Here is a 13410-nt window from a genome sequence, read left to right on the forward strand (position 1 = left end):
AGCTTTTGTGTTGCCACTTGTTAAATGCGTGAAGCGCTCTCTTCTTTCGCGCTTGACGCTTGGCTACACCGCTAAATATTCAGTGTTGAATACCAGACCGTTCGACTTGCATGTGTTAGGCACGCCGCCAGCGTTCGTCCTGAGCCAGGATCAAACTCTCCATAAAAGTTATTTATGAAGAACCTTGATGGCTCTTTAAAAAAAACAAATTGTTTGTGTTAGTTCATTTACATGAACCAACTGTTTTGTACTCCAAAACGAGTACCGCACATCTGGCTTATTTTAACCTTACTTACATTGTTTAGTTTTCAAGGAACACATGTTTTTCACAAGACCGTTATCACTTTTGCGACAACTTTTAAAGTATATCATTTTCAACAAAAAGTGTCAATACTTTTTTTATTGTTTCGCTATCGTTTTTAACGACTTGCTCATATTAACACGATACGACACTCTATGTCAACACTTATTACAAATTACTCTCACAAAGTTTATATTACTTGAAAAAAGTACTTTCTTTACTAATTGAATATATTAATTAAGTCCTTACCAGTACTTATTTCTGCAATAAAAATTTTCTGAACACTTTGTATTATCGAGCTAACATTCTTCGTCAAGATTATCTTAAAATATATTTTTTTCAGCTACTACTTTAAATGCTACAGGGTAAAATAAAAAAATCGCCTACCTTTCCAGATAGACGACCACGAAATTTAAAAATTTGCTTATTTGTACTAACTAAACAATGTAATAATTGAGTTGCCAGCAGTATATACTGCCAACACTCCTGCAAAAACCACAATTGGATTATTTTTCCATTCAAATTCTTTATTTTTATGAGTCATAAGTCACCTCTTCGCACCTTATCATAATCAAATATATTGTTAAATATATTATACAAGATAATTGTTACAATTCAAACACATTTCCATATGATTATTGCACATTTTTATTTTAATGTTTGCTATATAAACACACATGTACTTTTGTGTTATTTTTTATTAAAATGTTTAGCACAGCGGGCTCTGAAAGATCATATATCAAATATATTCGGTTTACAAAAATATCCACAATCCTTATAAAAGGATAAATTATTTATCTGATAATTCGCTAAGACTATAAAGATATAACACTAAGCCTGCTGTTAATATAATATGGACTATGTTAAATAACCAATCACCTAAAATCACAGTACCATCTCCTTACTTATAGATAAATATAATCATCATGAAATACCAGTTGTCTGATTACTTACTTTTATATTACAAAAAAACTATGACGAAACTATGACGAAAATAAATAATAGCCGCCTTCCTTAAACTTAAAGATAGACGACTACTATTCTTATTATTTTGTGAGAAACCTGGCACCAATTATTATCCCTGAAACCTTAAGCAATTCCATGCTGGAAACCATCATTGATGTATTTAAAGGCATGTCAGAGGATATAATTAAATCCATACTTGAAACTAAAACTACTATCATAGCTGATACCATGACTGAATCCTCTAAAGTCACGCTCAACACCTCAAATATTTTTTACTACATACTATGTAACCAAACAATTAACTGTGCTTACAAAACCAAAAGACGAGGAGTGTTAATATGAAGTGTCCAAATTGCGGTACAAGTACACGATTTAATTTTTCACATTGCCCTCATTGCGGCTATAAAATGGATCTAGAGGTTGAAGGTCCAATACCTAATTGGAGGTATCTACCAGGCTTCCGTTCTAAAACACCTTGGAAAATGATTCTTGCAACAGTAATATATATATGGATACTACTTGCAATTATTGTTTCCTTTTTTGGTGGTATCATATAAAAGATATAATTCATCTAGATAGTTTAATTATATCAAAAGAAAACCATATCTTAGAGTTTTTTCTCTTTAGACATGGTTCCTAATATTATTACAATACATTATTTTTTGCAACGTTTTTTAGCAAAAATCCTAAAATCTTTAGAAATGCGGAAAATCATCAACCTTATCCATATTGCTTAACTGTTCCATTGCCTCACTCTTTGTCTGCCCAATAATTTTACCTTGTTTTGTTTTGAAATTTAAGAAAAAAAATCCACCATTAGATACAACAATTGCTGAAGATTTGTCATTACTGAACATTGGAGTAGTAAAATCAGTGTTCTTATTTATGATAACCCTCTCCCTTTATTGTCTGATGATTCGGAATATACTTCTATCTTATCCAATAGCAGGCAATATTATCCTTTCTAATTGGTTTTTGTAGATTAATTAGTGTATTTTTATCAAAAATGCGATTATAAATAGAGAAATCATTAAAATTTATCCGTTCGGGCTCTATTAGGTGCAAGCTTAGATAATTATCTACACTACTAGCTTGACATCGTTAGATATTGTTATTAATTACTAACGTATAGAATCTGGTTTACCTGGACATACTTTTATTGACGACCTCTCTTGTCGTTTTTAACACTTCTTCTCTCCCATTTTTTTTTGGCTCTCCTAAGGAGAGCTATTTTTTTATTTTCTTACACAAATAGCGATAGAATGAATATGATATAGCAACATCTCCAAATTATTGCTTACATAGCAAAAAAATACTGACTGCTTATTTCAAGCAGTCAGTATTTTTTTAGACAACAAAGAAAATCACTCTTATTTATCATTATGTATAAACAAACTTTATTTTATACATGAGGTGATAAAATTCATTAGAGAAAATTGCATTGAGTACTATCTCATTTGTATGTGCTTAAGTACTAAAAATTCGCCTCAGCAAAGTGCTAGCGACAATATAAAGCGAGCGACCCTAAGCCGCTCGTTTTTAAAGGATTTTGGAATTGAATTATACTTGAAATTTAGACACAACTTCCTGTAATTCTTCTGACAACTTTGCTAAAGCTAGACTTGACGATGCAATTTCTTCCATGGACGCTAATTGTTTTTCGGCAGCTACTGAAACATTTCCTGCTTCATCAGCAGATTTTTTACCAAGATTGCTAATTTTCAGTACTTCTTGGACAATGTATTGGCTACTAGAAGCTGTCTGCTGCATGTTTACAGAAATATCGTTTATTTGTTCACATACTTTAGTTACCAGTTCTACAATTTCACAAAAAGCCGTTCCCGCAGCAAAAACAACCTCCGCTCCATTTTTGACTTCATGCGTACCACTGCCCATAGCTGAAACCGCTTTATCTGCTTCTTTTTGCGTATGATTAATGAGCTCAGCTATCTTTTTGGCAGATTCCTGAGATTGTTCGGCTAACTTCCGAACTTCATCTGCTACAACCGCAAAGCCTCGTCCCTGCTCACCAGCTCTTGCTGCCTCAATAGCTGCATTCAGCGCCAATAGATTGGTTTGTCCGGCAATACCAGATATAGTATCAACAATTTGGCCAATTTCCTTAGAACGCTCGCCTAATGCTTTTACAACATCAGCTGATTCTACAACAGTTTTTTCGATTCGTTTCATCTGTATAATCGCTTCATTAACGACCTTGCCTCCAACCTTAGCCTTTTCTGCAGCCTGGTTGGACCTAACAGATACTTGATTTGCCTTTGCAGCAATACTTTGGAGGCTGTCTGCCATTTGCTCAACAACAATGAGTGCACCCGTGGCTGCTGCAACCTGATCATTGGCCCTTGCGGCTACGTCTGTCGTTGATACAACAATAAGGTTTGAAGCTTGAGCAGACTGTTCTGAATTAGCCGTAAGCTGCTGAGAGGCAGCGGATACATGCGCAGTCGCACCTGCTATTTGATGAACCAGTTTACGAAGATTTGCTGTCATAATTTCAAATGAATGACTGAGACGGCCAATTTCGTCATTAGATTTAATATTGAAATTGGACAATGAAATATTTCCGTCTGCAATTTGTGTAGCTGCACATTCAAGAACCTGTATTGGTTTTGCTATCCTTCTGGAAAACAAAACTATAAATGATGCGGCAGTTGCTAAGACAATAACAATAGTAAAAAGAGTAATTGTAGTAAGGGCAGAAACTTGGCTGGTAACCTCATCTTGAGGCACCGTAACAACCATGCTCCAATTTGTATTCGGGATACATGCAAATGCGTAAGATCTTGCAATACCTTGTATCTGTAAAGACAGTTCCCCTTTTTCCGTATTAACGATTTTCTCAACTACCTCTTTAAAAGTTGAATCTGCATTAAAATTCTCTAGTGGATTAACTTTCATCGCTATATCTTTATCCGGATGCATAATAATTAAACCATCGCGCTGCACAATAAATGCATGCCCCGTCTGGCCTACAGTTATTTGGGAAATCCTGTCTATAAGAGACGTAATATCAATAGACCCCGTAATCACACCGACTATTTTTTCGCCCTGCTTAACCGGAACACCAATTGTCACTATTGTTCTTCCAGTCATCCGGGATGTATGCGGTCCAAATACAGTGATACGACCTTTCATAGCGTTCTGGAAGTATGGCCTATCGGCATTGTTTCCTTTAAGTCCTCTTCCATTTATAAATAGACCGTCATCACTATGATAAGCAATCCCATCGTATTCCTTGTTTTTATTTAGTGCCTGCGCAAGATAAGGTATCATATCTTCCTTATTCCCACTTTGAAAAACAGGTGCAACAGCCAGCATTAACAATTCCTGCTTGTAAGATTCCAACCAAAGACTTACAAATTCACCATTATCTTGGGCTAGACGTTGCATATCGTCTTTGACACCATTGGTAATAATTTCTCTGGCCTTCCAATAATTTAAACCACCAAGAGCCATTAGAGAGATAAGAAAAAAAGTAAGAATCGAAGCAATTAACTTTGTCTGAATGCTTTTCATTGCATTCCTCCATTTTTTAAGTTTCTTTGCGAACTTTATTACGCCGCAAGACCCTTATACCACTTGGTCAAAAGGTATCTTTTTTTAACAAATGTTACCTATAAAAGTAGATAAAACTCAAACAAGTTACATCCCAACTCACAATTAAGTCAAAATCTCCCACTTTTATATTTTTTGTTAATTTAATATGCTTATATAATCTTTTATAACCTTACTCATTGTTTGTTCAGCGCTTTTCGCTAAGGTTTCAAAACGAAGATTCTCTTGTTTATTTTTATCTAAAAATTGACGAGCCGTCTTAATCGCCTGTGTCGATATCTCTGTATTGATATTTATTTTTCGAATTCCTAAGGCAATAGCTTTTTGCAGCTCGGGTATGGGAATACCCGAGCTGCCATGCAATACCAAAGGAATATCTACGACTGAAGAAATCTCAGCTAAACGTTTAAAATCAAGCTCTGGTATGCCTTTATAAATACCATGTGCATTGCCTATAGCAATTGCCAATGCATCAATGCCGGAGGCTTCTGCATATTTTTTAGCATCTTCCGGTTTTGTATATCCTTTTTCTAAAGAAAGTCCTGGCGACGCCGATCCATCTTCGTTATTCATATAACCCAGTTCACCTTCAACACTTACACCAGCCACATGAGCAATCTGCACCACATATCTGGTTTTTTCAATATTTTCATTTAATGGCAAAGAGGAGCCATCGTACATTACCGATGTAAATCCAGCGCTAATCGCTCTTACAATTGTTTCAAAATGTTTGCTATGATCCAGATGCAAAACAAAAGGTATCTCAGTATCAATACAATATTTTTTTACAATTGCAGCAATCACATCAAGCGACGCATGTTGTATATAAGATTCACCAAAGGAAATAATTGCTGGCTGGCCAACTGCTTGCGCAGCTTTTACAACTGCCTGAATGGATTCCAAATTATACACGTTAAAAGAGCCAATTGCGCAATTATTTTTCACTGCATGCTCTAACATTTTATTTAAATCAACCAACATAACATCACCTGCTTAATAATAAAATTCAACATCTTTTTAGCTACTTACCGTACTTATATTACAATACTTAATTTTTCTTGTATTAAAATTGACGTGTTATTTTCCTGCAGTTTTAGCTGGTAAAAACTGTGTTAAAACAGCGCCCAGCAACAATGCCCCAACTAGACTGTACAAACCATATTTTATGCCATAAGCGCTTGTTACCGAACCAACCATATATGGCCCAATAAAGCTTCCTATATTGCCAAGTGCATTAATAAAGCCTCTAATAGCGCCAATAGATCCCGGCGGGAATAACATTGGAACCATTGTCCAGAATGAAGACGGCATTGATTTGATAGCTAATCCAGTAATAACCATAATACCAAAGGACAGCCAAGTATTATCAGAAAATATAGCTGATAGCCACAAACCTATACCAAAAAACGCTAGCGGAAATGCCGTAAAGAACCTGCGATTTTGAGTTTTGTCAGAAAAATACCCAATAACATATAAACCAACAATAGAGGTGATATAAGGCAAAGTACTTAAAAATCCGACTTGTGTCATACCTGTCTTGGTAAGGCTCTTCAAAATTGTCGGCAGCCAAAGATTAAATCCGTAAGCGCCTATCATACCACAATTGAATATCAAGATGAGCAGCCACATGTTTTTATTGCAAAGAAGCTCTTTATAAGACACTTTAATATGGTTTCGTTTCATTTCTTCTAACGCTGACTCTTTCTCCTTTTTCAAGGTAGATACTAAATATTCTCTTTCTTCGTTTGACAGCCATTTCGCTTTTTCCGGTGTATCTTCAATTAATGGCAGCCAAATACAAATCAAAAGTAAAGATAAGATGCCTTCTACAATAAACAACCATTGCCAATGATAATTTTCGACAATCCAACCAGAAATGGGATTTGTGATAATAGCTGCAAGTGAAGTACTTGTCATAAACATTGCATTGGCTCTGCCAATTTCATTAGCAGGAAACCAATTGCCCAAGATAACAAGAATCGCAGGATAAACCCCACCCTCTACAAAGCCTAACAAAAAACGAATTACAAGCAATTCCCATTCTTTCGTAACAAATCCATTGATAACTGTCAGTGTACCCCAGCCAAGAATAGTGTATGTTATAAACTTTTTCGCGCTTTTGTTCTCTGCTATATAACCTCCTGGAATTTGCAAGAACATATAACCAATAAAAAAAAGCCCTGCCGCCAGGCCGGCAATCGTCATACTTAAACCTAATTCTTCTCGCATCCCCCCGGCGATTGCAAAACTTATATTCATACGATCCATAAATGTCATAATATACAATATAATAGTTGCCGGTATAATATGTATCCATCTTTTATTTGGAATTTTCGCATGATTATTCATTGCTTTCATCTCCCTCATTTATCTTAATTTTATATTTTAAAACAAAATTACTATTTCGAAAATTTTTACTATTTCCATTAACATACATGATATAAACTAATTTATCTTTGACTTAATTCCCTTTTTAATGATACTGAAATCTAAACCAGCATCATTAAAAGGGAATATTCTATATCTTTTTTAGTTATTGCCAGCGCTTATGCTGATACACTTCTGGATTGACCACCTTATCCCACTTTTCTCCTCGCAAAACAGCCAAGGTACCTTCCACAGTCAATCGTGCAGTACGGTCAGCGCTTTCCTTAGTAAGCGCTGCCATATGTGGCGTAGCAATAAAATTAGGCAGAGTAAAAAGCTTGCTATTTATGTCCATCGGTTCTGAACACAGAACATCAACAGCCGCACCAGCTACTTTACCACTTTTCAATGCCTCATAAAATGCTTCTTCAACAATAATGTCACCACGTGCACAATTAACTATAAATATGCCATCTTTCATTTGGGCAAATCGCTCGGCATTGAACATCCCTTGTGTTTCAGGAAGAGAAGGCATATGCAGTGATATTACATCACAAGCACTGAGTAAATCTGCCAATTCAGCATGATATATGTAATGATGCTCTTTTTCCACTACTTCTTGTGATATAAAAGGGTCATACACATGCACATGCATTTCATTATTGGAGAATATTTTAGCAGTTTCTTTACCGATACTGCCAAATCCTACAATGCCTACATGGTGTTGCTCCAATTCAATAGCCATATATTTATTCCGTATATTAAAATTGCCCTCAGATGTTTCCTTATGGCTTTCCACAATATTTTTTGTTATCGCATATGCCATCCCAACGGCATGTTCCGCAACGGATCTTTTGTTTGTTCCTGGCGCAATGACAACAGGTATGCCAAGTTCTGTGGCTGCTTGCAGATCCACATTATCTACACCAACACCCGGGCGCGCAATCACTTTAAGATTTGGACACTGTTCCATAATCTCACGTGTAATTCTGCCGACACGCAGAATTAATCCATCTGCTTTTTTTAGATCATTAATAATAGTGCTCATATCACTATTATTGGCAACGATAACATTGGCATTCTTATATAATAATTCCATTCCTGTTTCATATAAAGCATGTGACATTAATACAGTCTTTGCCATCCTACATCCTCCTTTTTGTGTGAGTTTCAATACTACTTACCTGCGTCTTTAATTAAGCAAATCATTTTCTGCCAGATATTTTTCAATCTCCGCCATTTTTTTGTCAATTGCTTTCATCTGCTCATTCGTAATTGATTCGGAAGGCTGAACAACCCGATGGTCAAACCCTAATTTGCTAAGCGCATATTTAGTCGAAGCTGTCTGACTTTTAGCCATTGGCCAGATTGCCGATGTCAGACTAACAATATGATCATAGAATTTGGTTTTTTGAATATCACCTTTTTGACCATATTCAAAAAGCTTAATGAACGGTTTAGGATATAACGGTGCCATGGAAGGAATATAGCCATCCGCACCTAGTAGAAGACTTGCTGCCGCAAGATTGGTTGCCCCCTGATGTAAGACAAAGTCCGTACCTTTAAAGTGTTCTAGGCATTGGAGGAAATCTGGGAAGCGCCCTGTTGTATCCTTATAGCCAATAACCTTGTCTATTTTAGCGATTTTAAAAATTGTTTGAGGAGTAAGAGTCTGTCCAGTGAATGGTGGAATATTATATATCATCAAATCAATTTCTGTCTGGCGGGCAATTTCTTCAAAGTGACGAACCGTCTCATCCTGAGTTGCATGCCGCGCATAGAAAACTGGGGTTACAACTGCAACCTTACCGCCCATTTGCTCTAATTCCTTAATATTTTCAATGACACGTCGGGTACTCGCATCCATAACACCGCAAATTACGGGCACTTGTTCCTTAGCTTCATCTAGTGTAATTTGAATCGCCCGATTTCTCTCTTTCTGGGTAAGCGCCATGGTCTCCCCATTGGATCCTGCAACAAAAATGCCATGAATACCTGTATCAATACATCTGCGGACAAGTTTACGCAATCCTTTTTCATCTACATTTTCATTTTCATCCACCGGTGTAATAATCGGCGGAATCACACCAATAATCTTCTTTTTCATGTGTATTCTCTCCTCATTCTTATTTTTGGGATTTAATATCTTCAGGTCGAATATTGTCTACCTGGCCATAAATGCAAAGCGCATCAATATAGCCGTCTTCTCCATATTCAAAAACATGCCATTCAAGTTCATCAAAATACATAACTGTGCCTTCTTTTAATAAATGTTTTTCATTTAAATTATCTTTTGAAGGTCCTCTTCTCACCCATCCATTCCGGCAATCGAGAACTACAACTGTTTCCTCGGCATGATTATGTGGTTCCATAGGACCACTTTCCTCCGAATATGTAGCAAAAGAAACGGTCATTTTTTCACTGCTAATAGCCGAGTTTTTACCTACCGCACCAGCAATAATTCTCCCTGGCAGCATATTTTTGTAAATGTCTTCTCTCTCAACAATCCTCATAACAAAATCCTCCTTTTATGCAGTATAATTATTTTTGCGTTTTTTCTACAGCTACTTTTAGAGCTGTTTCACTTCCAACGTTTCCAGGAAATATTACATATGGCATATTAGGAAACTTACTTTCTTCGCCAGTAAGCCATACGGGGATACCTGGCAAGATTTGCCCATAAACAAGTGCTTTTTTTACATTTAAGCCCTTGGTTCCTACATCACTGGACGTGATTCCACCTTTAGCAATAATAAAATTAGGCCTAACTTTAAGATTAGTTACAATACTTGTTACTGCATTTGAAATTTTTCCAGCTATCTGCAGTTCGTCTTCTTTGTTGCCTGTATTCAAATCCAACCTTTCGCGACGGGTAAAAACTGTGACAGTGCAACCAGAGGCAATAGCATCTTCTGTTTCAGTGATTACTCGCTGTACTTCGACCTTAAAAAGAACATCATCAAGCACTAAATGGACATCGAATTCAATGAACTTGATATTCGGACATTCTTTCAACTTAGCTAATTGCATAGTTGTCTTTTTCACATGGGAACCCACAAGAATAATACCACCATTTGAATTTTCCCTATCGACCAGTTCATCTCGGCTAAGAAGTGGGCGATCTTCTATACCACCAAGAACTTTTACAATACTGGCCGCAGACCTTATCATAAATCGCTTTCCTTGACGAATTGCTTTGTATAACGCAGCTGTAAATATCTTTAAATCATAATAATCTAACGCATTTACAATTACTTTTGAAAAGCGCTCTACCTGCATCAGCTTTTCACAGATATTCTCAACAGATCGACTTCGCAGTTCATCAAGCGATATATACGTCAAAGAATCAGCAGTATATTCACCCTGTGTCTTTTCCTCTACCCACATTCCCATATGTGAATTTACATATCCAAACGTCTTGTCTTCTGCAAATTCTGTATCGGCAGCAGGAATCAAAAATTCATTTTCCATAACATAATGAATATTGTCAACAGTATACCTGCCCCCTTCCGGTAAAAATGGACAGATGATCTCACCATTGATTATGCTGTGTTCTTGCTTCTCAATGATACGTTTTAGCACATTTGTTTCAAGAGGATAATGCCCGCGTAAAGTGGAATCCCCTCTGCTAATAATCATATAGCCTTTTCCAGTTGCTTTTGCAGCACTAACAATATTCTTTGCAATTTCAACATGAACTTTTGCAGATTGCTCGGATGTCATAGCCCGCGAGTTTGTCAGGATAAAAAACATCCGCCGTTCTTCTAGAAATCCCTCTAAAATACTCTTTTCTGTCCAATCAGTATAGACAGAAACTCCATGAACAGTTTGGATTCCCGTTGGATCGTCATCAAGCACCACTAGCTTTATACCCGATTTCTGTAGTTCTTTATCTACTAAGGTATCTGCCTCTTTTCCCATAGTCTGAGGGTATTGTTCCATCACTTGTTTATAGGAAACTTTTTTCAATATTTATCACCTCCTGTTTATTTATATAGCAAATTTCATGCCAAATCCGAAAACATTGATTTTACTGAATTTATTGCGCAGAAATATTACAACTGTAAATATTTCTGCATTACAGTTGTAATTCATTTATGTTACAATTGCAATATCAAGAAACTACCTATTTTCTAGTAAATAGATAATTTGACTCTAGAGTCACGAGGTGATAACCATGTCCAAAATTGCTTTCATTACTTCCGATCAAACTTTTTTAGAACAAGTAAAAGTAAGTACGTCCGACCTTGGCTTGGAGGATAAAGTACATCTCAACTTCTGCCAGTTGTCAAATGCCACTGCATTAGCCCATCACCTGCAGTCACAAGACACAGATGTTATTATCGCTAGAGGTGGATTGGCACAATTAATCATTGATGCAAATATAAAAATCCCAGTTGTAGAAGTTGTTTTTACCGGCCAAGATTTGGCATATGTATTTCAGGAAGCAAAAATCAAGACTGGGCTTTCTAGCCCTAAAGTTGCCTTTATTGCTTTTGATAATATGGTTGCGGATGTAGAAATGCTTGCAAAAATATTGAATATTGACTTGACAATTTATCGCCTAGAGACAAATGAAGATATCTCCATAATGGTTAAAAAGGTATCGCAATTACATTACGATATCATCCTTGGCGGTAATAAGACCGTCATGCTTGCTCAACAAAAAGGTTTACAAACTGTAATGATTCATTCGGGAGACCATGCGATAAAAACAGCCTTGCTAGAAGCGCAAAAAATTGCCCAAGGACGCCAAATAGAAAAAGAAAATGCTGAAAAATTCAAAGCCTTAATTGACTATTCCATGGAAGGTATTATCAGTATCAGTCAGGACAAAAAAATCTTGATATTGAATCGAGCAGCCGAACGATTGTTAAATTGCTCCGCTAAAGACATGATCGGACGAGAGCTAGATGCCATTCTCAATTTGCCTAACATTGACAGCTGCCTTTCAGAAGGTCAGCAAATTCAAGACTACGTACTACAGCAAGCTCATCGCTGGATAAGTGTAAATATTGGACCAATCATTGTTGATTCCGTACCTATCGGCGCTTTTGTTACTTTTCAGGATATTAGCCGCATTCAAGAAGCCGAAGCTAAAATCCGTAATGAAGTATTAGCACGAAAATTCATAGCTAAGTATAATTTACAAGATATTATTGGCATTTCTCCTCAGATAGCTGAAGTTAAAAGAATTGCCAGCGAAATCTCCAAAGTAGATGTTACTACTTTAATCATCGGCAATTCAGGTACTGGTAAAGAATTATTTGCCCAAAGTATTCATAACCTAAGTTCACGAAGCTCTGCCCCCTTTATTGCTGTAAATTGTGCAGCCTTGCCGCCAAATTTACTGGAAAGCGAATTATTCGGTTATGTAGAAGGAGCCTTTACCGGCGCTACAAAAAAAGGTAAACAGGGATTGTTTGAAATGGCCCATCGAGGTACTTTATTTTTGGATGAAATTTCCGAAATGGACCAATACGGACAATCCAGATTGTTGCGTGTCCTTCAAGAAAGACAAATCATGCGCTTGGGTGATAACAAGTATATCCCTATTGATGTCCGCATCATTGCCGCATCCAACAAAGATCTCGAAGAACTAATCCATAAAGGGAACTTTCGACAAGACTTATTTTATCGTTTAAAAGTACTTGTTCTAAATTTGCCACCTTTGCGCGATAGAAGCGGTGATGTTGAATACCTTGCCCACCATTTTATCAAGTTGTACAATCGTACTTATCAGAAGCAAATTGAGCTTACTACAGACGCATACTTCTATCTAACGCAATATGCATGGCCAGGCAATGTCCGCGAGCTCAACCACTTTATCGAGAGGCTTGTGATAACAACAGGAAAAACTACCATTACTGAAGATATCCTGCAAAAATTTCTGGAAAGTAGAGAATATGATACAAGAAATTCAACTTTTTCCAGTGCCACAAACAATTCGCTTAATCTACTATCTGAGGAAGCCAAAATCCGTTCAGTCTTAGAAAGCTCAAATTTTAACATCAAAAAATCAGCCGATATACTAGGAATATCTAGGCCTACCCTATATAGAAAACTCCAAAACTATAATATTCAAATTAAAAGAACTACCTTTTAAATTCAGTCGATACCATCAAATTGGTGAAGCCAAGGACTTTTATCCCTTAACTTTGTCAACGCCATACTTACATTATGACTTGCTTTATTGAATTTGT

General features: G+C 36.5%; 10 protein-coding genes and 1 rRNA gene. 2 read left to right on the forward strand and 9 right to left on the reverse strand.

Going from position 1 to position 13410, the window contains the following annotated elements:
* Positions 1-166 (reverse strand): 16S ribosomal RNA (locus tag BMZ99_RS11210); the annotation flags it as partial.
* Between the two features lie 1439 nt (positions 167-1605).
* Here BMZ99_RS11210 and BMZ99_RS11215 point away from each other — a divergent pair.
* Positions 1606-1824 carry a hypothetical protein gene (locus tag BMZ99_RS11215; protein ID WP_090936828.1) on the forward strand — a complete coding sequence of 73 codons (219 nt, stop codon included), beginning with the start codon at positions 1606-1608 and terminating at the stop codon, positions 1822-1824.
* A 138-nt stretch (positions 1825-1962) separates the two neighbouring features.
* On the opposite strand, the gene BMZ99_RS26310 is transcribed toward BMZ99_RS11215, so the two are convergent.
* The 8 genes from BMZ99_RS26310 to BMZ99_RS11250 form a co-directional block, all read right to left on the reverse strand.
* Complete coding sequence (locus BMZ99_RS26310; protein WP_175490532.1) at positions 1963-2124, reverse strand: hypothetical protein; 162 nt, start codon at positions 2122-2124, stop codon at positions 1963-1965.
* Between the two features lie 703 nt (positions 2125-2827).
* Positions 2828-4801 carry a methyl-accepting chemotaxis protein gene (locus tag BMZ99_RS11220; RefSeq protein ID WP_090936831.1) on the reverse strand — a complete coding sequence of 658 codons (1974 nt, stop codon included), beginning with the start codon at positions 4799-4801 and terminating at the stop codon, positions 2828-2830.
* Positions 4802-4978: 177 nt separating this feature from the next.
* A complete protein-coding gene (locus BMZ99_RS11225; protein ID WP_090936834.1) occupies positions 4979-5821 on the reverse strand; it encodes a class II fructose-bisphosphate aldolase in 843 nt (280 codons plus the stop codon).
* Positions 5822-5917: 96 nt separating this feature from the next.
* The gene (locus BMZ99_RS11230; RefSeq protein ID WP_217645081.1) at positions 5918-7189 is read right to left on the reverse strand and encodes an MFS transporter; all 1272 of its coding nucleotides are present in this window, start codon (positions 7187-7189) and stop codon (positions 5918-5920) included.
* 184 nt (positions 7190-7373) lie between these two features.
* On the reverse strand, positions 7374-8351 hold the full coding sequence (locus BMZ99_RS11235) for a hydroxyacid dehydrogenase (RefSeq protein ID WP_090936840.1): 978 nt from the start codon (positions 8349-8351) through the stop codon (positions 7374-7376).
* Between the two features lie 48 nt (positions 8352-8399).
* Complete coding sequence (locus BMZ99_RS11240; protein WP_090936843.1) at positions 8400-9314, reverse strand: dihydrodipicolinate synthase family protein; 915 nt, start codon at positions 9312-9314, stop codon at positions 8400-8402.
* 19 nt (positions 9315-9333) lie between these two features.
* Entirely contained in the window at positions 9334-9720 is a 387-nt protein-coding gene (locus BMZ99_RS11245; protein WP_090936846.1) for a hypothetical protein, read from the reverse strand.
* 28 nt (positions 9721-9748) lie between these two features.
* The gene (locus BMZ99_RS11250) at positions 9749-11176 is read right to left on the reverse strand and encodes a four-carbon acid sugar kinase family protein (protein ID WP_217645082.1); all 1428 of its coding nucleotides are present in this window, start codon (positions 11174-11176) and stop codon (positions 9749-9751) included.
* 208 nt (positions 11177-11384) lie between these two features.
* Between BMZ99_RS11250 and BMZ99_RS11255 the strand changes: the two genes are divergently transcribed.
* Entirely contained in the window at positions 11385-13313 is a 1929-nt protein-coding gene (locus BMZ99_RS11255; protein WP_090936848.1) for a sigma 54-interacting transcriptional regulator, read from the forward strand.
* Positions 13314-13410 lie beyond the last annotated feature (97 nt).

Source organism: Pelosinus propionicus DSM 13327, assembly GCF_900114615.1.
GTDB classification, from domain to species: Bacteria; Bacillota; Negativicutes; order DSM-13327; family DSM-13327; genus Pelosinus; species Pelosinus propionicus.

Excerpts from the sequence above, each read along its gene's own strand:
- BMZ99_RS11215 (WP_090936828.1), top strand. The coding sequence starts at position 1,606 with ATGAAGTGTCCAAATTGCGGTACAAGTACACGATTTAATTTTTCACAT.
- BMZ99_RS26310 (WP_175490532.1), bottom strand. The coding sequence starts at position 2,124 with ATGTTCAGTAATGACAAATCTTCAGCAATTGTTGTATCTAATGGTGGA.
- BMZ99_RS11220 (WP_090936831.1), bottom strand. The coding sequence starts at position 4,801 with ATGAAAAGCATTCAGACAAAGTTAATTGCTTCGATTCTTACTTTTTTT.
- BMZ99_RS11225 (WP_090936834.1), bottom strand. The coding sequence starts at position 5,821 with ATGTTGGTTGATTTAAATAAAATGTTAGAGCATGCAGTGAAAAATAAT.
- BMZ99_RS11230 (WP_217645081.1), bottom strand. The coding sequence starts at position 7,189 with ATGAATAATCATGCGAAAATTCCAAATAAAAGATGGATACATATTATA.
- BMZ99_RS11235 (WP_090936840.1), bottom strand. The coding sequence starts at position 8,351 with ATGGCAAAGACTGTATTAATGTCACATGCTTTATATGAAACAGGAATG.
- BMZ99_RS11240 (WP_090936843.1), bottom strand. The coding sequence starts at position 9,314 with ATGAAAAAGAAGATTATTGGTGTGATTCCGCCGATTATTACACCGGTG.
- BMZ99_RS11245 (WP_090936846.1), bottom strand. The coding sequence starts at position 9,720 with ATGAGGATTGTTGAGAGAGAAGACATTTACAAAAATATGCTGCCAGGG.
- BMZ99_RS11255 (WP_090936848.1), top strand. The coding sequence starts at position 11,385 with ATGTCCAAAATTGCTTTCATTACTTCCGATCAAACTTTTTTAGAACAA.